Annotated in this window: 19 protein-coding genes; 5 read left to right on the forward strand and 14 right to left on the reverse strand. The window is 70.3% G+C overall.

Annotated features, from left to right (window positions below; all coding sequences use genetic code 11):
* Positions 1 to 24: 24 nt before the first annotated feature.
* Genes argH through FMP39_RS13040 form a run of 4 tightly spaced genes read right to left on the reverse strand, consistent with a single transcriptional unit; the run spans position 25 to position 4,405 of the window.
* A complete protein-coding gene (gene argH / locus FMP39_RS13025; protein WP_141590222.1) occupies positions 25 to 1,374 on the reverse strand; it encodes an argininosuccinate lyase in 1,350 nt (449 codons plus the stop codon).
* A complete protein-coding gene (locus tag FMP39_RS13030) occupies positions 1,367 to 2,428 on the reverse strand; it encodes a M20/M25/M40 family metallo-hydrolase (protein WP_141590223.1) in 1,062 nt (353 codons plus the stop codon). The genes argH and FMP39_RS13030 overlap by 8 nt, the downstream gene beginning before the upstream one ends.
* Positions 2,425 to 3,351 (reverse strand): acetylglutamate kinase, encoded by a 927-nt coding sequence (gene argB, locus FMP39_RS13035; protein ID WP_141590224.1) that lies wholly within the window; start codon positions 3,349 to 3,351, stop codon positions 2,425 to 2,427. The genes FMP39_RS13030 and argB overlap by 4 nt, the downstream gene beginning before the upstream one ends.
* A 46-nt stretch (positions 3,352 to 3,397) precedes the next feature.
* Positions 3,398 to 4,405, reverse strand: a complete 1,008-nt coding sequence (locus FMP39_RS13040; protein WP_090491573.1) for an N-acetylornithine carbamoyltransferase — start codon at positions 4,403 to 4,405, stop codon at positions 3,398 to 3,400.
* 169 nt (positions 4,406 to 4,574) lie between these two features.
* Here FMP39_RS13040 and FMP39_RS13045 point away from each other — a divergent pair, with 169 nt between their 5' ends.
* Entirely contained in the window at positions 4,575 to 5,009 is a 435-nt protein-coding gene (locus tag FMP39_RS13045; protein WP_141590225.1) for an arginine repressor, read from the forward strand.
* A gap of 154 nt (positions 5,010 to 5,163) precedes the next feature.
* Here FMP39_RS13045 and FMP39_RS13050 read toward each other — a convergent pair whose 3' ends face one another.
* Positions 5,164 to 5,973 (reverse strand): DUF6209 family protein, encoded by an 810-nt coding sequence (locus tag FMP39_RS13050; RefSeq protein ID WP_141590226.1) that lies wholly within the window; start codon positions 5,971 to 5,973, stop codon positions 5,164 to 5,166.
* 309 nt (positions 5,974 to 6,282) lie between these two features.
* On the opposite strand from FMP39_RS13050, the gene FMP39_RS13055 reads away from it, so the two are divergent.
* On the forward strand, positions 6,283 to 6,834 hold the full coding sequence (locus tag FMP39_RS13055; protein ID WP_141590227.1) for a sigma-70 family RNA polymerase sigma factor: 552 nt from the start codon (positions 6,283 to 6,285) through the stop codon (positions 6,832 to 6,834).
* Positions 6,835 to 6,882: 48 nt separating this feature from the next.
* Here the strand turns inward: FMP39_RS13055 and FMP39_RS13060 are convergent, their stop codons facing one another.
* Complete coding sequence (locus tag FMP39_RS13060) at positions 6,883 to 9,102, reverse strand: Ig domain-containing protein (RefSeq protein ID WP_141590228.1); 2,220 nt, start codon at positions 9,100 to 9,102, stop codon at positions 6,883 to 6,885.
* Positions 9,103 to 9,234: 132 nt separating this feature from the next.
* Positions 9,235 to 10,548, reverse strand: a complete 1,314-nt coding sequence (locus tag FMP39_RS13065; protein ID WP_141590229.1) for an amidohydrolase — start codon at positions 10,546 to 10,548, stop codon at positions 9,235 to 9,237.
* Between the two features lie 138 nt (positions 10,549 to 10,686).
* Between FMP39_RS13065 and FMP39_RS13070 the strand changes: the two genes are divergently transcribed.
* Positions 10,687 to 12,015 (forward strand): DUF418 domain-containing protein, encoded by a 1,329-nt coding sequence (locus FMP39_RS13070; protein WP_141590230.1) that lies wholly within the window; start codon positions 10,687 to 10,689, stop codon positions 12,013 to 12,015.
* Between the two features lie 12 nt (positions 12,016 to 12,027).
* On the opposite strand, the gene FMP39_RS13075 is transcribed toward FMP39_RS13070, so the two are convergent.
* From FMP39_RS13075 to clpB, 4 genes are all read right to left on the reverse strand, one after another.
* Positions 12,028 to 13,413, reverse strand: coding sequence for a di-heme oxidoredictase family protein (locus tag FMP39_RS13075; protein ID WP_141590231.1), 1,386 nt, complete (start codon positions 13,411 to 13,413; stop codon positions 12,028 to 12,030).
* A gap of 256 nt (positions 13,414 to 13,669) precedes the next feature.
* A complete protein-coding gene (locus FMP39_RS13080; RefSeq protein WP_141590232.1) occupies positions 13,670 to 14,686 on the reverse strand; it encodes an LLM class flavin-dependent oxidoreductase in 1,017 nt (338 codons plus the stop codon).
* Positions 14,687 to 14,696: 10 nt separating this feature from the next.
* Positions 14,697 to 15,380, reverse strand: coding sequence for a hypothetical protein (locus FMP39_RS13085; RefSeq protein WP_141590233.1), 684 nt, complete (start codon positions 15,378 to 15,380; stop codon positions 14,697 to 14,699).
* A 76-nt stretch (positions 15,381 to 15,456) separates the two neighbouring features.
* Entirely contained in the window at positions 15,457 to 18,081 is a 2,625-nt protein-coding gene (clpB, locus tag FMP39_RS13090; RefSeq protein ID WP_141590234.1) for an ATP-dependent chaperone ClpB, read from the reverse strand.
* A gap of 235 nt (positions 18,082 to 18,316) precedes the next feature.
* Between clpB and FMP39_RS13095 the strand changes: the two genes are divergently transcribed.
* Positions 18,317 to 18,844 (forward strand): hypothetical protein, encoded by a 528-nt coding sequence (locus tag FMP39_RS13095; protein WP_141590235.1) that lies wholly within the window; start codon positions 18,317 to 18,319, stop codon positions 18,842 to 18,844.
* A 6-nt stretch (positions 18,845 to 18,850) separates the two neighbouring features.
* Here the strand turns inward: FMP39_RS13095 and FMP39_RS13100 are convergent, their stop codons facing one another.
* Genes FMP39_RS13100 through FMP39_RS13110 form a run of 3 tightly spaced genes read right to left on the reverse strand, consistent with a single transcriptional unit; the run spans position 18,851 to position 20,171 of the window.
* On the reverse strand, positions 18,851 to 19,492 hold the full coding sequence (locus FMP39_RS13100) for a hypothetical protein (RefSeq protein WP_141590236.1): 642 nt from the start codon (positions 19,490 to 19,492) through the stop codon (positions 18,851 to 18,853).
* Positions 19,489 to 19,803 (reverse strand): DUF1844 domain-containing protein, encoded by a 315-nt coding sequence (locus FMP39_RS13105; protein WP_011555063.1) that lies wholly within the window; start codon positions 19,801 to 19,803, stop codon positions 19,489 to 19,491. The genes FMP39_RS13100 and FMP39_RS13105 overlap by 4 nt, the downstream gene beginning before the upstream one ends.
* Positions 19,800 to 20,171, reverse strand: coding sequence for an RNA polymerase subunit sigma (locus tag FMP39_RS13110; protein ID WP_141590237.1), 372 nt, complete (start codon positions 20,169 to 20,171; stop codon positions 19,800 to 19,802). The genes FMP39_RS13105 and FMP39_RS13110 overlap by 4 nt, the downstream gene beginning before the upstream one ends.
* A 92-nt stretch (positions 20,172 to 20,263) precedes the next feature.
* On the opposite strand from FMP39_RS13110, the gene thiE reads away from it, so the two are divergent.
* Positions 20,264 to 20,920, forward strand: coding sequence for a thiamine phosphate synthase (thiE, locus tag FMP39_RS13115; protein ID WP_141590238.1), 657 nt, complete (start codon positions 20,264 to 20,266; stop codon positions 20,918 to 20,920).
* Positions 20,921 to 20,933 lie beyond the last annotated feature (13 nt).

Genomic DNA, 20,933 nt, shown 5'->3' on the forward strand with positions numbered 1-20,933 from the left:
ATTCGCTCCTCACGGGGATGCGGTTCAAACCGTCCAGACGCGCCCGGCGGCATCGGCCACCAGGCGGTGCGTCTCATCGAGCCAGGCGCGCGAGGCGGCCAGCTCTTCCCGGGCCTGGGGCAGGCCCAGGTTTCCGGCGCCACCCAGGTGGGTGGCCGTCAGGGCGCCGCGGTCTGGACGGAACGTTCCTTCCACCAGCTCGCGGCCCACCTGCTTGTAGGCGTCACGGAAGGCCTGTCCCTGGGCCACCAGCGCATAGGCGTGGTGCGCCGCGTACAGCGTGTCGTCGCTGGCACGCGCCGCCGCGTCCGCCTTCACCTGGAGCGCGGGCACCAGCCGGGTGAGCACGTCCAGCAGCTCCCGCGTGGAGCCCAGCGCCGTCAGGGTGGGGGACTTCAGCAGTTGGAAGTCGCGGTGGTAGCTGGATGGCAGTCCGCCCGCGACGGCTTCCACCTGATGCGCCAGCCCGCTCAGCTCGCGGCAGCGGCCCCGGGCCAGCTCCACGACGTCCGGGTTCTTCTTCTGCGGCATGATGGACGAGCCCGTGGTGTACGCGTCCGGCAGTCCGAGGAAGCCGAACTCGTCCATGCTGTAGAGCTGCACGTCCCACAGCCACTTCTCCAGCGTGCCCGCCACCGAGCAGGCCCAGCCCAGCACCGCGGACTCGTGACGGCCGCGTCCGTTCTGCACGTCGATGGGGCTGCGCTGCACGCGCGAGAAACCCAGCAGCGCCGCCACGTACTCCCGGTCGATGGGCAGCGGCACGCCGAACCCCGCCGCCGCGCCCAGCGGGCAGCGGTCCAGCCGAGCCCACACGCCGCGCAGCGCCTCGAGCTCCTCCAGCAGCCCTTCCGCGAACGCCATGCCCCACAGACCGAAGGTGGAGGGCATGGCCCGGCGCAGGTGCGTGTAGCCCGGCAGCGCCACGTCCTTGTGCGCCTGCGCGAAGTCCAGGAAGGCCCCCGCCAGCTCCGCCGCCCGCGCGCCCAGCGTGAGCACTTCTTCACGCAGCAGCAGGCGCAGGGCCAGCTGCACCTGGTCGTTGCGAGAACGCCCCAGGTGGATGCGCTTGCCCGGCTCGCCCACGCGCTCCACCAGCGCCGCCTCCAGGGCGGTGTGGCCGTCCTCCTGCTCGGGACGGATGACGAACGTGCCCGCGCGGGCCTCGTCGTGCAGCGCCTTGAGCGCCGTCACCAGGGCCTTGGCCTCCGCGTCCTTCAGCAGGCCCACGCGCGCCAGCATCCGCGCGTGCGCGGCCGAGCCGAGCGCGTCATGCGGCGCCAGCGCCAGGTCCACCACCGGGTCGTTGCCCACCGTGAAGCGGTGGATGGCCGCGTCCAGGGGAAGGCCCTTGCCCCACAGCGTGTCAGCCACGAGCCACCTCCTCGAAGTAACCCCGAACCAGTTGCGTGTAGAAGGCGGCGCCAGCTTCCAGCTCCGCCCGGGTGATGAATTCGTCCGCCAGGTGGCTGCGCAGCGTGTCGCCAGGGCCCACCTTCACCGCGGGGATGTCCCCCAGGAAGGCCCAGTCCGACGCCGTGCTGGAGCCCACCGGCTGCGCGCCCGACGCGGCCACCGCCGCGCGGACGATGGGCTGCTCCGCCGACGTCGCCTTCGGCAGGTAGCGCTCCGAATGGACCTTCACTTCGCTCCTCAACGCGCCCGCCACCTGCCGGGCCACCAGCGCGTGCTCCATGCCCGGCGTGGTGCGGAGGTCCACGAAGAACTCGCACTGGTCCGGCACCTGGTTGCGCGCCAGGCCCCCCGACACCTGCGTCACCTGCGCCCGGGCCTCGCCCAGGAGCGGGTGGGGCGGAAAGCGCAGCTCGGCCAGCACCGCGATGTCCGTCGCGGCCAGGTGGATGGCGTTGACGGCCTCCGTGGCGTGCGCGTGCGCGACGTGCGCGCTCTTGCCGTGCGCGGTGCAGCGGAGCAGCAGCATACCGCGCTGGGCGGTGCAGGGCTTGAGGCTGGTGGGCTCGCCGACGATGGCGGCGTCCAGCGGGCCCAGCTTGGGCAACAGCGTTCCCAGTCCCTGGCCTCCCGTCTCTTCCTCCGCGGTGAACGCGAACACGACTTCCGCGCCCGTGGGCGCGCCTTCGGCCAGCAGGGTCCGCGCGGCGAGCAGCATGCCCGTCACGCACCCCTTGGCGTCATTGCTGCCCAGGCCGTACAGGCGGTCCTCGCGCCACACGGGCGCGTGGGGCTCGTACGTCCACCCGGCGCACGGCTTCACCGTGTCCAGGTGCGAGTTGACGAGCAGCCGGCGCGGCCCGCTCCCCACGGAGAACCACACGTTGTGGCCCTGCCGCTGGACGCGCGCGCCCCAGCCTTCCGCCCACCCGGACACGGTGTCCGCGATGCGGCCCTCGTCACCTGACACGCTGGGGATGGCCACCAGCGCCTGGAGCAGCTCCGCCGCCGTCATCCCACCGCCCCCCCGGGCTTCTGCGCGTTCTCCCGCACGACCATGGTCCCGCTGCCCTCGTTGGTGAAGACCTCCTCCAAGAGCGCGTTGGGCTGCACGCCGCTGACCAGGTGCACGCTGCCCACGCCGCCCACGAGCGCGTGGCGGATGGCGTGCGCCTTGGGCTTCATGCCGCCCGCGATGGCGCCGGTGCTCTCCATGGTGGCCAGGTCCGTGAGGTTGGCCAGCGTGACGAGCGACGACGGGTCGCTCACGTTCTTCAGCAGGCCCGGAACCTGGACCAGGAAGAAGAGCTTCTCGGCGGACAGCGCCACCGCCAGCGCCGCGGCCACGGTGTCCGCGTTGGTGTTGTACACGGCGCCGTCCGTGCCACCCGACAGGGGGGCGATGACGGGCACGTAGTCGGCCGAGCGCAGGTGCTCCACCACGCGGGTGTCCACCTGCTCGATGTCGCCCACCAGGCCGTAGTCCACCAGCTTGCCCTCGGTGGCACCGGCTTCCGTCACCATGACGGGCGGGCGCTTGCGCGCCTTGATGAGGCCGGCGTCCACGCCGCTCAGGCCCACCGCGGGCACGCCCGCCGCCTGGAGGTCCGCCAGCAGGTCCGTGTGCAGCTTGCCCGCGAGCACCATCTTCGCCGCGTCCAGCACGGGCGCGGAGGTGACGCGGCGGCCGGCCACCTTCTCCACCGGCAGGTGGAGGGCGTCACACAGCGTGTCCAGCTCCGGACCGCCGCCGTGTACCACGACGGGGCGGATGGAGAAGGTCCACAGCAGGGCAATCTGCTCGCAGGCGGCGCGGCGCAGACGCGGGTCGCTGAGCATGGCGCCGCCGAGCTTCACCACGAACGTCTTGCGGCGGAACTGCTGCACGTACTTCGCCGCGTGGCGAAGCGCGGAGTAGGGGTCGGGCGAAAGGGGCACGTGAGTCCTCGAAGAAGTCAGAAAAGGAAGAATGCGGAGGGGCCGCTCAGCGCGAACGCATCCAGTGCAGCAGCGCCCGCTGGACGTGGTAGCGATTGCCGGCTTCGTCTACGACGCGGCTGCTCGGGTGGTCCAGAACCTCATCGGCCACTTCCACGTTCCGGCGCACGGGCAGGCAGTGGAGGAAGGCCGCGTCCTTCTGCGCGCGCGACATCGTCAGGCGGGTGGGCATCCAACCGGAATAGGACGCGAGCAGCGCGGAGACGTCATTGGGCGAAAACGCCGCAGCGGCCGTGGGGCCCCACGACTTGGCGTAGACGGCGCGGCTGCCGGCCAGGGCCTCGTCCTGGTCGTGCGTATAGGTGACGCTGCCGCCCGTGGCCTTGGCGTATGCCTCCGCCTCGGCGCGGACGGCCGGGTGCAGGTCGAACCCGGGAGGGTGCGCCACGCGAATCTCGCAGCCCGCCGCCGCCGCGCTCAGCAGAAAGGAGTTGGGCACGGCCTTGGGCAGCGGCTTGATGTGCGGCGCCCACGTCAGCGTCACCGGCAGCTTCTTCGTGCTGCCGAACGTCTCACGCAGCGTCAGCATGTCCGCCAGACCCTGGCAGGGGTGCTCGCGCGCGGACTCCATGCTCACCACCGGCACGGTGGACCACTTGCGGAACGCGTTGATGACGGGGTCGAGTTCGTCCTCCTCGTCACCGCCGCCCTGCGAGAAGGTGCGCACGCCGAGCATGTCCACGAAGCGCGACAGGACGGGCGCGGCCTCCTTGAGGTGCTCGGCCCGGTCCGCGTTCATCACCGCGCCCTCGCGGTGCTCCAGCTTCCAGACGCCAGCGCCCACGTCCAGGATGATGGCGTTGCCACCGCCGCGCAGCATGACGGCCTCGAACGAGGTGCGCGTGCGCAGCGACGGGTTGAAGAACACCATCCCCAGCAGCGTGTTGGCGAAGAGCGCGTGCTCCGGGCCCTTCTGCTTCCACGCGAACGCCTGCGCGAGTACCGCCTCCACGCCTTCGGGCCCCAGATCCTTGATGTGCGTGACGTGCTTCATGGGCCTGTCCTCCCCGGCAGCGGCTGCCTGCATATTCGTGATGAATATGCGTGAAAATGCGTGCATTGCCGCGAAAAGGCGGCGGATATTATGCAGAAAGACGCGCCGCGCAAGCGGATTATTCGCAACAGGCGCATGCATGTTCTTGCATGAATATTCACGGGGATGCATGTTGGTGGGAATGAATCTGGACGAGGCCATCCTGCGGCTCATCGCCGAGCGGGAGATCGGCGATCAGGCCGTGCTGCAACAGCTCCTGGAGGCGGAAGGTCAGGCGCCGAGCCAGTCGACGCTGTCGCGGCGCCTGAAGAAGCTGGGCATCTTGAAGGTGGGTGGGCGCTATCAGCGCGCGCCGACCACGCCCGCGGTGATGCCGGAGCGGCCCCGCGTCACCATCCTGGAAGCGCCGCCCAACCTGCTGGTGATTCGAACGGCGCCGGGGTTCGCGCCGGTGCTCGCGCTGGCGTTGGACAAGGAGCGGGAGCTGCCGGGGCTTGCGGGGACGGTGGCGGGGGATGACACCATCTTCGTCGCGGTGACGGACCCGGCACTGCTGCGCGACGTGCGCGCGGCGGTGGAGCGGCTCCTGTCGCTGGGGGCGTGAGAGGCGCGCCCCGTCAGGGGACGCTCGTCATGGGGCTGCGTCCCTGGCGCAGGCGCGGTCTACACGGCCTTCGTTGCCGGCGACCGTTGGACCGCGCCGGGCATCACTTTGAATCACCTGTTCGACGCGTCGAAGCGCCCCGGAGCGCGGGAGCTCACTGGATGGCGAAGACGTAGTTCTGCCCGTGGCGCGAGTCCCACTGCTGGCAGCCCTTGCGGTCCTGGGAGGAGAACCACAGCTCCAGCGTCGCCGGGCCGGGCGGCAGCGGAATGAAGGCGGGGATCTGCCTCCAGAATTCGGCGTCCCATTCACCCCAGCTCGCCGTCAGGCTGAGCATCGTCACCGGGCCGCCGTTGATGCGGTAGTACGCCGTGGTGCCCCAGGCCTTGTAGTTCAGGTACTGCGCCCGGCACTGGGCGATGCGGCCGATGTCGTAGTCCACCATCAGCGTGGTGCCGCCCTGGAGCGTGCCGTGGACCGTGTACGTCCACGCTGGCGCGGGGTGGAACGAAATCGTCGGGTTCTGCGTCACCCACGTGTGGAAGTTGTACTCAAGGTTTGAATCCCAGTGGGAGCAGCCGGTGGCGTCCGTGTTCTGGAACCACAGCTCCAACGTGCCGCCCTGGGCCAGGGGCAGCTGTGTCTGCGCGATGGCGCCCACCGTGGTGGCATCCGCCACGGGGAAGCTTTGCACCGGGCCCCGGTTCGACATGGCGAAGCCGGTGACGGTCCACCCGCTGCCCCGGCACAGCGGCAGGCGCGAGGTGTCATAGGCGATGTCCAGCGCGCCGCCCGCCTCCGGCTGGCCACTGAGCGTGACGCTCCAGTCCGCGGCGAAGGTCAGCGTGGGCGGTCCGGACAGGAAGGCCACGTCGGACTGCACGGCGACGGGCGCTTGCGGCGCTGCGGAGGCGGAGGAGGCAAGACACAGCAACGGCAGCAGGGCGGACAGCAGCGGCTTCATGGCGACTCCCGGGCACGGAGGGTGGTGGCGCCCGGACGGAGGGTGTGGCCCGCCGGACGCGAGCGGCTCGCTAGCACGACCCGGGGAAATGCCGGAATGCCCTGCTTCCGCCGTGCCTGCGGGTGCGCCTCGGCCTGACGTCAGCGGGTGAACGCCTCCTGCTGTAGGACACTGTCGTTTCCCAGCCCCTCCGGACGGGGGAATCGTTGCACCGTGAGGGGTATCCGCCCCAGTTTTCCAAGATTTCTCGTTGAGGGCGTAGTTTCTGTGAGGGCGGCGAACCCGTCTGGCCTGGAGGTGAATGTGGGCATGTCGGAGCTGACAGAGCTGCTGGACCACGCGCGCAAGGGCGAGCAGGGCGCGCGGGATGCGTTGACGGCGGCGGCCTACCGGGAGCTGCGGGACATGGCGCAGCGGGCCATGTCCGATGCGGCGTCGACGCCGTCACTGCAACCCGCGGTGTTGGTGAAGGAGGCGTGGCTGCGTCTGTTCGGCGCGGGGGCCCCGGTGGAGGCGCGGCGTCACTTCTTCAGCGCCGCGGCGCAGGCCATGCGGCGGGTGATGGTGGACCGGGCGCGGCTGCGCAGGGCGCAGCTCCGCGAGGCCCGGCTGGAGCGGGTGAGCCTGGGGGACGTGGCGGCGGATGTCCCGGCGGGTTTGAGCATGGAGGTGCTGGAGCTGGACCGCGCGCTCTCGGAGCTGGACACGTTCCAGCCGCGGCTCGCGCGCATGCTGGAGCTGCGCTACTTCGTGGGCCTGGACCTGCTGGACACCGCCGCGGTGCTGAGCGTGTCGCCCGTCACTGTCAAACGCGACTGGGCCTACGTCCGGGAGTGGCTGCTGACGCGGCTGGGCAACTGACGGCCCGCGCGTCCACGCGGGCCGGGTTGGAATCAGGGGGCGTCGGGCTCAGCGCTTGCGGCGGGCTCGGCCCATCAGTGCCAGCGCCGCCAGCCCCAGTGCCTGGACGCCCGCGCCGCCGCCGCTGCAACCACAGCCGCTGGGCGCGTCGCCCTTGTCGTCAATCGGAGGAGGCGGGGGCGCGATCTGCAGCGACACGCTCCGCGCCGCCGTCTGGTTCGCCGAGTCCGTCACCCGCACCGTCAGCGGGAAGGTGCCGCTGGCGGTCGGAATCCCGCTCAGCACGTAGGCGCCGTCGCGCTGCTGAATCGTCAAGCCTCCGGGCACGGTGCCGCCGTCCAGGCTCCACGTATACGGCGCCCGGCCGCCCTGGACGGTGAAGCGCGCCTCATACGCGGTGCCCTGGGTCGCGGACGCAATCGCGCCGCTGGAGATGCTCAGGGTGCCCACCACGTCCACGCTGTACGTGCGCGCCGCCACACCGCCGCGCGCGTCGCGAACCCGGACGGTGACGGCGGTGCTACCGGACTGCGCGGGCGTGCCGGTGAAGGTACCCGTCGTGGGGGAGAACGTCAGGCCCGAGGGCAGCGTGCCCTCCAGCTCGAACGTCAGGGTGCCCGAGCCGCGCGTGCTCAGTTCCACGTTGGCGGCCGAGCCCAGCCGGAACGGGGGCAGCGTCTCCGTGAGGAGCTCCGGCAGCGGCCAGGGCCGGCGCGCGGCCACCAGCAGACGCCGCTGGCTCACCGCGACCACGGAGGTGTCGCCCGTGGCGAAGGCCGTGGACGCATAGTTGCCGCCCGCGCCCGTCGGGTGCGCCGTCCATTCCTTTCCATCCGCCGACACCTGCAGCTCGAACGAGGGCAGTACTCCCACGACTTGCGGGTCGACGGCCGTCCAGCTGACGACGAAGCTCTGGTCCACGAACGTCATGAGCGGGGTGGGGAGCGGAGCGTCGGCGGGAAGCCGGAGGCTCTCCACGCGCGTCCAGGTGCCGCCGAGGTCCTCGGAGAGGAAGAATCCGCTCGTCGGTTCCACCGCCTGGGGCGCCAGAGGGGGCAGTTGGTTGGGACGGGCGAAGGCGAGGAAGCGACCATTTCCGGCGATGAGCCGGGCGATGGTGAGCCCGGACAGCGTGGCGGGCTGGAACACCTCCCAGGCGGCGCCAGCGCCCTGGGGCCGCACGAGGACAGGATGCTGGGAGGGCGCGCCCGCCATCGGGTTGGCCACGGCGAGGAAGCTGCTCTGACCGGCCACCAGCGTCACGACGTCATAGGCGCTGTTGATGCTCTCATCGGTCCAGCGCTGGCCGTCCGTGGAGCTGGCGATGAGGCCCGCGGTGCCCACCGCGACCATCCGGCTTCCGCTGAGCGCGAGCTCCAGGAAGCGCCGGCCCCCGGGCGCCGGGTCCTGGTAGGCGGGGGCCCAGGTGTGCGCGTTGTCGGACGAGACGACGATGCGCCCGTTCGACAGGCCGAACCACTTGCGCTGGGAGTAGACCAGCCGCTCCAGCGGGAGGGGCGACGTGGTCCCCTCCGCCACGGGAACGAAGCCCGTCCACTGGCGCCCGTCCGGGGAGCGCAGCAGCTCCGGGTTGCCCGTGGCCGCCGCCAGGAACGTCCCGTTGCCATGCCAAGCGCGCGTCACGGACGGCGTCACCAGGATGCCGGTGGCGACGCCTGCTTGCCAGTCGTCGAAGGTGGTGGCGGGCGCCACGTTGACGTGGAGCAGGCGCTCCAGGCGTCCCGAGAAGTCCGTGGGCTGGTAGGTCGGAGCCTGCCCCCCTCCGACCGGAGGCGTCATCTCGCGGAACCCGCTCTGGTACCGCACCCGGTAGGCCCCCTGGGCCGCCGCGGGCACGGGGAGCGTGAGCTGCGCGGTCGTTTGGACCTCCTGGTTCGTCGTGGTCACGTTTTCCGACACCAGGCAGTGCCAGGTGGCGCCGTCGACGGGCCAGGCGGACTGGGCCTCGGCGGAGAGCGCCGCGGCGCCCGGCTGCGCGGCGGTGGCCGCCGAGCCGGCATGCGTGTAGCTGCCGCCCGGCGCTTGCCAGCCCACGGGCAGGGCGATGCAGGCCACCAGCTGACCGGTGCGCGCGGAGGTCAGACTGGGCCCGGAGGAGACCTGGAGGCTCAGTGAGACGGAGGTGCCACTGCGGACCGTGCCTTCGTGACTGACGATGGCCTCGGACTGGAAGCCGGAGACGACCCACCACAGCGAAGCCCCCAGCAGGGCTCGCAGGGAACGATTGCGATTGAGCAAGGGGGACATCCTGTCGCGATGCGAGAGGAGCCCTGTCTACGGTTTCGCATTCCCCCGAGTCAAATCAGCGTGGGCGTCTCGCGAACCCCGCCGCCGAACAGGTGCCGGCTCGGGGGCAAGGTGCTGCGCGCTCCCTGGCCATCACGGCTTGTCGAGCAGCTCCAGGGCGGCGGTGGTCAGCGTGGTGACGCCCGTGCGCAGCGTGCGCTCGCGGTCCGGCGCGAAGAGGGGCGAATGCATCGAAGGCAGCGCGGTCCCCGCGGACATGGCCTGGGCGTATTGCCGCGGCTCGGTGGAGCCGAGCCAGAGCATCACGGCGGGAACGCCCGCGCGCCCGTACTCGGAGAAGTCCTCGCCGCCCATGACGGGAGGCGCCTCCTGGAGGTTCTTTTCGCCCAGGACGCGGGACACCGCGCCCACCAGCCGCTTGGTGAGTGCCGGGTCGTTGAAGGTGGAGGGCGTGCCCTCGGTGATGGCGATGTCGGGTGGACGGGGCGCGCCGGAGGCCATGGCCTCCGCCTTGGCGATGCGCTCGATGCCGTCCAGCAGGGCCTTGCGGACCTCGGGCTTGTACGAGCGCACGGAGAGGTGGAGCTTCACGTCATCGGGAATGATGTTGTGCTTGGCGCCGCCATGAATGGAGCCGACCGTCACCACCGCGGGCTCCAGCGGGTTCTTCTCGCGGCTGACGAGCGTCTGGAGCGACAGGACGACGCGCGCCGCCATTACCACCGGGTCCACGGTGGTGTGGGGATAGGCGCCATGTCCCCCCTTGCCATGCAGGGTGATTTCAACGCTGTCCACGCTCGCCATCGCATACCCGGGGGTGAACTCCACTGTGCCCGCCGCGGCGGTGTTGACGTGGAGCGCCACCGCGAAGTCCGGCTTGGGGAAGCGCTTGAAGAGGCCGTCCTGGAGCATCTGCCGGGCGCCCGCGCCCACCTCTTCCGCCGGCTGGCCCACCAGCAGCAGTGTGCCTCGCCACCGGTCCTTCGAACGGGCCAGCAGCGTGGCCGTCCCCAACAACGACGTCATGTGCACGTCATGGCCACACGCGTGCATGACCGGGTGGGTCGCGCCCGCGGCGTCCTTCGCCTTCTGCTTGCTCGCATAGGGCAGGCCCGTCTTCTCCTCCACGGGCAGCGCGTCCATGTCCGCGCGCAGCATCACCGTGGGGCCCTGGCCGTTGCGGAGCAGGGCCACGACGCCGTGCCCGCCCACCTTGGACGTCACCTGGAAGCCGAGCTTGCGCAGCCGGTCGGCCAGCTTCGCCGCCGTCTTGGTTTCCTGGTTGGACAGCTCCGGCGTCTGGTGCAGGTCGCGGTAGAGCGCGTCGAGCTCTGGGTAGATGGCATCGAGCCCACCCAGGACGGGCGGCGTCTCCGCGGCGAGCGCGAGGCCGCCGGGCGCGGCCAGGGAGATGAGCAGCAGGGAAAGCAGAGGGGAAATCTTCACGGGGCGGACTCCTGTCCGTCGGGGAGCGGGGTGCCACTACAGCACACCCGCCGTGTCAGGAGGGGTAAGCCCGCATGTCCCGTCACCCTCGAAGGGGCGGGATTGACGGCCAGGAGGCAGAGCGCGTCTGCTTCACGCATGTCCCAATCTGGTTCTCCCGTGGCGGACGACCTGCCCGTGGCGCGTCCGGTGGATGCCTCCGAGCGAGTCGTCTTGCTGGACGCCCTCCGTGGCTTCGCGCTCTGGGGCGTCTTCGTGTCCAACAGCCTCATGTGGCTGAGTGGACGGGCCTTCATGCCCCGTGAGGCTTCGACCGCGCTGGATGCGCACCTGCTGGAGCAGGTGATTGGCGCCATCTATCAGCTCTTCGTGACGCAGAAGTTCATCACCATCTTCTCGTTCCTCTTCGGCCTGGGCTTCGCACTCCAGTTCTCGCGGGCCGAGGCACGTGGCGTCTCCGGCGCGCCGCTTTACCGCCGGCGGCTGCTGATGCTCTTCGGCATCGGTCTGGCGCACGCCCTTCTGTTGTGGACGGGCGACATCCTCCACACCTACGCGATGGTGGGCTTCCTGCTGATGGCCTTCCGGGCCCGCTCCAACCGCACGGTGCTGTTCTGGGCGCTGGGGCTCGTCACCGTGATGCCGTTCCTGGTGCCCGCCGCCATGCGCTACACGCCCATCCTGCTGCACGGCGCGGAGGCCGCGGCCGAGGCCGCGAAGGCCAGTCAGGCCAGGGATATGGCCTTGAGAGCCGACACCCTGGCGGCGTTGTCGAGCGAGTCGTTCTGGACGGCGCAGGTGGGCAACGCACGCTTCTTCCTGGAGAACCTCGGCGGCGGCTTCCGGCGCGTGCTCTGGATGAGCCTCATCCTGGGGCGCTTCCTGCTGGGGTTGCTGGCGGGGCGTCTGCTCCTGTTGCAGGACGTGGAGCGTCACCGGGCGTTGCTGCGCCGGATTCTCGGCTGGGGGCTGAGCGTGGGCCTCGTCCTCAATGGCGGTGGGTTGCTGCTGTTCCGCCTGCGCAAAGCCGGCGTGCTGGAGTGGGACCCGAAGGGGCCCTGGATGATGATCGTCAACGGCTTCCAGGAGCCCGGCTTCATCGCCATGGGCGCGGCATATGTGGCGGCCTTCGCGCTGCTCTTCCAGCGGGAGCGCTGGAGCCGCTGGCTGGGCGCGCTGACGCCCGTGGGTCGCATGGCCCTGACGAACTACCTGATGCAGTCCGCGGTGAGCATCTGGATTTATAGCGGTTGGGGCCTGGGCTTCATCGGCAAGCTGCCGGCGTCGCGCATCGTCGTCATCTGCTGCGTCATCTTCGCGGCGCAGGTGGTGTTCAGCCGTCTGTGGTTGGCGCGCTTCCGCTTCGGTCCCGCGGAGTGGCTGTGGCGCTCGCTCACGTATGGAAGGGTCCAGCCCATGCGGCGGCTCGCTGGCGACGGAGGCGTCTCCGGCGTCAGCGCTTCTTGAGTGGGCGAGGGCTCAGAGTGAGTTGAGGAACGCGAGCAGCGCCTGCCGGTCCACGAGCGGCAGGCGCGTGTAGCGCTCCTGGGCCGGCGCGGCCTCGCCGCCATGCCACAGCACGGCCTCTTCCAGGTCGCGAGCCCGCCCGTCATGCAGGAAGCGGGTGTGCCCGTTCACCGCTTTCACGAGGCCCACGCCCCACAGCGGCGGGGTGCGCCACTCGGTGCCGGTGGCGAGCCCGTCCGGACGGTCATCCGCGAGCCCTTCGCCCATGTCGTGGAGCAGCAGGTCCGTGTAGGGGCGGATGCGCTGGCCGGACAGTTCGGGGAAGCCGGGCACGCCTTCCGTCTCGAAGACGGTGGCCACGTGGCACCCCGCGCAGCCGATGGCGCCGAACACCGCCTTGCCGCGCAGGACGTCGGCGGATTCCCAGTTCCGGCGCTTGGGCACGGCGACCAATCGCGCGTAGATGAGCAGCGCGTCCAGTTCCTGGGGGCTGACCTCGGGTGGGGCGGCCTCGCCGGCCTCGCGTCCCTGCTCGCGGGGATACAGCTCCGTCGTCAGTCCCATGTCGGTGACGAGCGCGTGTGCCACCTGCTGGTGCAGCGTGGGTTGGTTGGCCTTCCAGCCGAAGCGCCCCAGCCGCGTCTGTCCCGTCGCCGCGTCCCGCACACGGTTGGCTCGGCCGGAGATGCCATCCTGGTCACGGTCCTCCGAATCCTCGTGGGCCAGTACCGCCGCCTCGGGGATGGCCTCGAGCAGGCCGAGGCCGAAGTTCGCGGGTGCGACACGAGGAGAGAAGGGGGGCTCCTCTCCGAGGGGCCCCTTCGACAGTTGGGTGAATCGGTAGCGGGGCCGGTGGAGGACGTAGGTCTCGCCCGAGGCGAACCGGCCGGTGACTTCTTCGTACGTCACCTCGACGCTGCCTTCCGCGCCGGTTCCGTCGACATGGCGAACGTCGAGCTGCGCGCCATACACCGGATGCGGCCCACGGCCGTCTGGCCCGCTCAGTTGGAACGCGAGGGAGACGGGCGTCTCGCTCGGGGAGGCGGGGGGCTGGCCGCGTCCATCCTTCACGTGGCAGGTCATGCACGAGGGGGCGTTGAACAGCGGCCCCACTTGGATGGGGCCGTCCACGTCCGTCCAGTCGCGGCCGAAGACGCGCTTGCCCGCGTGGAAGTCCTCCCAGCGCGTCCGCGGCATGTTCATGGGGGCGCGGCCGAAGGCGTTGCGTCCCGGGTCCGGCACGGAGCCCGGTCCGCCAGACAGCTCCTCTCCAGGCTCCGTCGTGGCGGGCAGTGCGCCCAGCTCGAGAGGCCGGGGCAGCCGGGGCGTGCTCGCCCAGACAGCGGCGATGGCGATGGCTCCGACGGGAATGCCTAGAAGGTACAGCCGCCTGCGCATCAGAACGTCTCCCGAGGGAAAGCCTACTCGCTTCCCGTGACGCGCTTCGAGGCGAAGCGCCATCCGTGGCCGCGAGGTGTGCACCCATCGCGCCACGAGGCGCGCAGCCATGCTGCTGCTGGGAGAAGCGGCGTTCGCGAGGACGAGGCGCGTGGCCGTGTAGCGCGTTCCGCTACAGGGCCGAGGCGTGTGTGTCGTTCAATGCTACAGACGCGGTGTTTCACGCTCCGCCTGGGAGGAGGGCGCGAGCGGTTCTTCAGGCCGGCTGCGCCGCTTCTGCCTCGGCGAGTCGCTGGTGCGCCTGCGCCGTCAGCTCGAAGGAGCGCAGCCGCGCGGCGTGGTCGTAGACCATTCCCGTCACCATCAGCTCATCGACTCCCGTGAGTCGAATGAACGCCGCCAGGCCCTGCTGAACGGTGTCGGGCGCGCCGATGACGGAGTACTTCAACGCGTGGTCGGCGCTCGCGCGGTCCAAGGGCGAAGCCACGGAGTCGATGTCATCGACCGGGGGCGGGAGCTGACCGGGCGTGCCGCGGCGCAGGCGGATGAACTGCTGCTGCACGGACGTGAAGAGGCGCTGCGCCTCCGCATCCGTATCCGCCGCGAAGACATTCACACAGGCCATGGCGTAGGGCCGCTCGAGCGACTCGGACGGCTTGAAGCGCTCCCGGTAGATGTCCAGGGCCTGAAGCAGGGCATCGGGCGCGAAGTGGGAGGCGAAGGCGAATGGCATGCCCAGCATCGCCGCGAGCTGCGCGCTGAACAGGCTGGAGCCGAGCAGCCAGATGGGCACCTTCAAACCCGCGCCCGGCACCGCCTGGATGAGCTGCCCCGGCTCGGTGGGCTCGAAGTACGACTTCAGCTCCACGACGTCCTGGGGAAAGGTGTCCGCGCTCGCCGCCAGGTCCCGCCGCAGGGCGCGCGCCGTCAGCATGTCCGTGCCCGGCGCCCGGCCGAGCCCCAGGTCGATGCGCCCCGGGTAGAGCGTCTCCAGCGTGCCGAACTGCTCCGCGATGATCAGCGGCGCGTGATTCGGCAGCATGACGCCGCCCGAGCCCACCCGGATGTGCTTCGTCCCCCCGGCCACGTAGCCGATGACCACGGACGTCGCCGCGCTGGCGATACCCGTCATGTTGTGGTGCTCGGCCAGCCAGAAGCGCTTGAAGCCCCAGTCCTCCGCGTGCCGTGCCAGGTCCAGCGTGTTCCGGAGCGCGTCGGCCGCGGTGGAGCCCTGCGTGACGGGCGAGAGGTCGAGGACGGAGAAAGGAATCATGGGGCCCCTACTAACGCCGTCCCTGGGGCCTCCGCTTGCCCATGAACAGGGTATGCCGCGTCCCCTTGGTGCCATGCGCCGCCGGGTGCAGCACCTGGACGGTGAAGCCCGCTTGCTCCATGCGGCGTTCGAAGGCGGGGGAGGGCCCGGCGCTCCACACGCCCAGTACGCCTCCTGGCCGCAGCGCCTGGACGGCGTGCGCCAGCCCCACGCGCCCATAGAGGCCGTGGTTGTCGGGGTGGGTGAGGGCGGTGGGGCCGTTGTCCACGTCGAGCAGGATGGCGTCATAGGTCCCGGACTGACGGGCCATGTGCTTGCCCACGTCGAGCTCCACCACGGTGACGCGCGGGTCCTCCAGAGGCGCCCCAGCCAGCGGCGCGAGCAGCCCCCGGTTCCACGTCACCACGACGGGGAGCAGCTCCGCCACCGTGACACGCGCGTCGGGCCCCAGCCGGTCCAGCACCGCGCGGGCGGTGTAGCCGAAGCCCAGCCCGCCCACGAGCACCCGGACGCCGCTTCGGCCCGCCAGCCCTTCACAGCCGGCCTCGGCCAGCGCTTCCTCGGAGCCGTGCTGCCGGCTGGACATCAGCGTCTGGCCCCGCACGCGGAAGACGTACTCGTCCCCGCGCCGGGCCAGGGTGACTTCCCCCACGTCCGGGACTTCTGCGCGCTCCAGCGTCTCCCAGGGCTTCATGGCCGGGCTCTTCGCGCGGAGGCGGCCCGGCGTCAAGCCATGACGCCGGGCCGGGGCACATCTGTGGACGCCCGGGCTAGGCCGAGCGCTTCACGTCCTTCGAGGTGTCCACCAGCACCTTGGCGAAGGTGAGCCCGTCCGGGCCCGCATCCGCCAGGATGTGGTCGCCCGGGACGAACTCGCCGCCCAGGACCTTGAGGGCCAGCGGGTCCAACAGGTTCTTCTGCACCGCGCGCTTCAGGGGCCGCGCGCCGTACGTCGGGTCGTAGCCGCGCTCGGCGAGCAGCTCGCGCGCCTTCTCCGTCAGCTCCAGCGTCAGCCGCTTGTCGGCCAGCAGCTTGGACAGCCGCGCCAGCTGCAGGTCCACGATGCGGTAGATGTCCTTCTTCCGCAGCGGCTCGAAGATGACGACCTCGTCCACGCGGTTGAGGAACTCCGGCCGGAAGTGCGCGCGCAGCGCGTCCATCACCTCGTTGCGCGTGCGCTCGTCCAGCTCCTCCTTGCCCGCCATGCCGGCCTGGATGTCCTGCGAGCCGATGTTGGACGTCAGGATGAGCACCGTGTTCTTGAAGTCCACCGTGCGGCCCTGGCTGTCCGTCAGCCGGCCCTCGTCGAGAATCTGGAGCAGCACGTTGAAGACGTCGTGGTGCGCCTTCTCGATTTCGTCGAAGAGGACCACCGTGTACGGCCGCCGGCGCACCGCCTCGGTGAGCTGGCCGCCTTCCTCGTAGCCGACGTACCCCGGAGGCGCGCCCACCAGCCGGGCCACGGAGTGCTTCTCCATGTACTCGGACATGTCGATGCGGACCATGGCCGAGTCGTCATCGAAGAGGAACTCCGCCAGCGCCTTGGCCGTCTCCGTCTTGCCCACGCCCGTGGGGCCCAGGAAGATGAACGAACCGATGGGGCGGTTGGGGTCCTGCAGTCCGCTGCGCGCGCGGCGCACCGCGTTGGACACCGCCTCGATGGCGCTGCGCTGGCCAATCACCCGGTTCGCCAGCCGGTCCTCCATGTGGACCAGCTTCTGGACCTCGCCCTCCATCAGCCGCGAGACGGGGATGCCCGTCCACTTGGCCACCACCTGGGCGATGTCCTCCGCGTCGACTTCCTCCTTGAGGAACTTCTGGTTCTTCTGCAGCTCGGCCAGCTTCTCGTTCTGCGCCTTCAGCTCCTTGTCGAGCGAGGGGATGACGCCGAACTTCAGCTCCGCCGCGCGGTTCAGGTCGCCCTGACGCTCGGCCGTGGCCTGGTCGTTCTTCGCCTTCTCCTGCTTCTCCTTCAGGCTGCGGATGGCGCCAATGGCCGTCTTCTCCGCGTCCCAATGCACCTTGAGCGCGTTGAACTTCTCGCTCAGGTTGGCCAGCTCCTTCTCAATCTGGCCCAGGCGCTCCTGGGAGTGCGGGTCCGTCTCCTTGCGCAAGCCCTCCCGCTCAATCTGGAGCTGCGTCATCTTCCGGCGCACGTCGTCCAGCTCCGTGGGCATGGAGTCGATTTCGATGCGCAGGCGGCTGGAGGCCTCGTCGACCAGGTCGATGGCCTTGTCCGGCAGGAACCGGTCCGCGATGTAGCGGTGGCTCAGCGTGGCGGCGGCCACCAGGGCGTTGTCCTGGATGCGCACGCCGTGGTGCACCTCGTAGCGCTCCTTCAGGCCGCGGAGGATGCTGATGGTGTCGTGCACGCTCGGCTCGCCCACCAGGACGGGCTGGAAGCGCCGCTCCAGCGCGGCGTCCTTCTCGATGTGCTTGCGGTACTCGTCCAGCGTGGTGGCGCCGATGCAGTGCAGCTCGCCGCGCGCCAGCGCCGGCTTGAGCATGTTGCCCGCGTCCATGGCCCCTTCGGCCTTGCCCGCGCCCACCAGCGTGTGGAGCTCGTCGATGAAGAGGATGACCTCGCCCGCGGCGTCGGCAATCTCCTTGAGGACGGCCTTGAGGCGCTCCTCGAACTCACCGCGGTACTTCGCGCCTGCCACCATGGCGCCCAAATCCAGGGACACCAGGCGCTTGTTCTTCAGGCCCTCCGGCACGTCGCCATCGACGATGCGCCGCGCCAGTCCTTCCGCGATGGCCGTCTTGCCCACGCCGGGCTCGCCGATGAGCACCGGGTTGTTCTTGGTGCGCCGGCTCAGCACCTGGACGCACCGGCGGATCTCCTCGTCACGGCCGATGACGGGGTCGAGCTTGCCGGAGCGCGCCGCCTCCGTGAGGTCGCGGCCGTACTTCTCCAGCGCCTGGTAGGTCGACTCGGCGTCCTGGCTCGTCACGCGCCCGGAGCCCCGGACGTCCTTGAGCCCGGACAGCACGCGCTCCCTCGTGACGCCCGAGGACTTCATCACCTCGCCCACCGCGCCCTTGTCGTGCGTGAGCGCGAGCAGCAGGTGCTCCGAGGAGATGAACTCGTCCTTGAGGGACTTGGCCTCGTCCTCGGCCTTGTCGAAGGTCTTGAGCAGCCGCTGGCCGAGCATCGCGCTCTCGCCCCCCTGCATGCGGGGCAGCTTCTGGAGCGCTTCGCCAAGCCGCGCGGCGAACAGTTTCACGTCGGCCCCGATCTTCCGGAGCAGGGGGTCGACGATGCCGTCCTTCTGGCCAAGCAGCGCAGCGGCCAGGTGCTCGGGCTCGTACTGCGGATTGTCCGCCCGACGGGCCAGGGCCTGACCCTCGTGGATCGCCTCCTGCGCCTTCACTGTGTACTTGTCGAGTCGCATGCCTCCAACGTAAGAGTCGGCCACCCCTTGGCAAGCAGCGCACGTGGCGCGGCGTTTCCGTTTGCCTGAAATTGTTTGGACTCCTGGGAACCACCTGCTTTTCAGGGTGCCGGAGTTGCCAGCGGGTATGATGCCGGGTATAGGCGGCGCCCAATCCCCTGGGGGGCTGAAACTGAAAGCACACGGCGGATATCTCCTACGACTCGAAAGCTTCGGCGGCCTGGAGCTGCTCCGGTTGGCGCGTGAAGCGCTGGCGCTGGACGGTGCGATGGGCGCGACGGGGCTGAAGGTGTCCGTCAACCGGCGCCGCAAGGTGGTCCGTCTGGCGTACGTGGCTCCCTTCACGGAGGGACGGCAGGGCGCACACTGGTATGCGGCCCACCATGCGCTCCCCCGGCTGCTCTCCCGGGCGACGAACGCTGCCGTCCAGGCCTACGTCTATGATCCAGACGAAGGCGAGCAGGTCATCGCGTACGGCAACGGCCGACGCGTGGGCGGCGAGCGGGTCGTCTACGAGGACGTGGAGCTCCCGGTACCGCTGGACCAGATGGACGACGCGGCCTTCAAGCACATGCAGGAGCGCTGGCCGGTGGGCCACCTGGCGTACGTCTTCGGTCTGACGCGCAAGGAGCTGCTGCGGCTGCCGCGCGTGGCTCCGGGCCAGGAGCTGGCGCTGGAGGGGCGTGACGCAGAAGGGGCCGCCATCTTGGAGGCCCTCCTACCGACCTGCCAGGTGACGCTGCCGGAGTCCGACGCCCTCTGAGGAGGGTTACTCCGCCTGCGGCCCGTCCTGCACGGCCATGGCCTCGCGGACGCGCTGGCTGCGGAAGTACTGCCCCAGAATCGCGAAGGTGCCCGCCACCACCACGGTGCCGAAGATGGCGCTCCCCACGCCCATCGCGCTCAGGATTTCGCGAGAGGCCTCGACGGTGATGTCCGGTGGGAACTCGGGCATCTTGCTCATCGGCTCCGCCAGCGCCGCGAAGAGGCGCTGCTTGGCCACGGACATCTGCGCGCCGTCGATGGTGCGCAGCCCGGCGGCGATGATGGCCGCGCGGCTCAGGACCCGGCTCATGGCGTCGCGGTGCAGGTTCTCCGGACGCAGCATGCGCGCTGCGGACACGCTGACAAAGGCGCAGGCAACGGCCAGCAAGCCGAGCAGCACCGCGCGCGGCTCCCGCATGGGCTCCAGCGCCGCGTAGTAGACCTCGAGAATCTTCGGGTCGAGTGCCGGGGCGCCGGGAATCCGAGGCAGCTCCTGCTCCATCCGGAGCGAGCGCGCTTCGTAGAAGTTCGCCATCTCGACGGCTTCCATCAGCGCTGCCCAGCCCGTGAAGATGGAGAGCACCAGGCCCACGATGGCGGCGAAGCGGATGCCGCCGGGCAGGCCCTTCCTACTGGAGTGCTTCACCGCTTGGTCGCCTCCACGTAGCGCAGGCGGAGGTCCGCGAGCAGCCCGTCGAAGAGCTTCTCTTCCTCGGCCGTCAGGTTGCCCCGCGTCTTCGCGCGCAGCATGGACAAGAGGTCCAGGTTCTGCCGGGCCAGCGGCAGGTCCTTCTCCGTCTGACCCGTTTCAGGATTGGGCGCACCTCCCAGGTGGATGAGCACCGCGGTGCCCAGCCCCACGATGAAGGTGCTGAAGGAAATCGACTCCTCGGACGCGGAGCGCGCTTCCCCCCGCATCACGAAGGTCTCGCCGCGCTTCTCGTCCCCGGAGCTCATGCGGAGACCGGCCCCTCGTCGTCGGAGGTCTCGTTCGAAGCGGTGGTGGCCTCTTCGTCGCTCCCGGCCTCGTCGGCCTCAGCGGCGTCGCCATCCGTCGACTCGGCGGCGGCGGAGGTCTCGGCCTCATCGCTGTCGTCGGACGTATCGTCGCCCTCGTCCTCGTCCTCGAAGTCATCCTCTTCGTCTTCGTCGTCGAAGTCGTCGGCGTCGTCGAGCATGAGCGTCTCAACGGGGACGGACTTCTCCGCCACGTCGGGCAGGCCCTGGAGGTGGCGCTCGTACTCCGCCTCGTCGAGCTGGCCTGAGCGCACGTACCGCTCCGCGGTGCGCTTATCGAGGTACTTCGGGTCCGCCGAATCCGCCATGGTTCAAATCCTCAGAATTGCTTGGAAAACAGCGCGGCACCTTATAGCAGGGTGGCCATCTGTCAACGCCGCCGTCCCGCCTTCCAGAGCCGATGAACGCACCGTCCCGCCCGTACCTTCCCCGCGGTCCCTACCTGCTGTGCGACGACTCCGTCCTGCCGGAGATTTCACTGGTGGACAAGGCGGCTCGCCTGGTGGCCGGCGGGGCCCGGGTGGTGCAACTGCGCATGAAGCGCACCCCGGTCCGTGAAGCGCTGGCCGCCACGCGGCAGGTGGTGGCGCTGTGCCGCCGCGAAGGCGCGCTGTGCCTGGTGAACGACCGGGTGGACCTGGCGCTGCTGGCGGACGCGGACGGTGTGCACGTGGGTGACGAGGACGTGCCCGCCGAGGATGCGCGCGCGCTGCTGGGGCCTGGCCGTCTGGTGGGCGTCACGGTGCGAGACGTGGTGGGCGCGCGTGCGGCACAAGCGGCGGGGGCGGACTATGTGGGGCTGGGGCCTGTCTTCCCCACGTCGACGAAGCAGGTGCCCGCGCCAGTGCTGGGGCTGGAGGCCTTCGCGTCCGTGGTGCGTGACAGCCCGCTGCCCGTGGTGGGCATTGGTGGGGTGGGGCTGGTGAACATCGCGAGCGTGGCGGCGGCTGGGGCGCACTGCGCGGCGGTGGTGTCCGACGCGCTGCTCGCCGCGGATATCACCGAGCGTGTGAGGCGGCTGGTGGCCGCGTTTGAACAGGGGCGCCCCGGGGCATAGCCTCGAAGCCAGG

Origin of the sequence: Myxococcus sp. AB056 (assembly GCF_006547365.1) — a bacterium.
GTDB classification, from domain to species: Bacteria; Myxococcota; Myxococcia; order Myxococcales; family Myxococcaceae; genus Myxococcus; species Myxococcus virescens.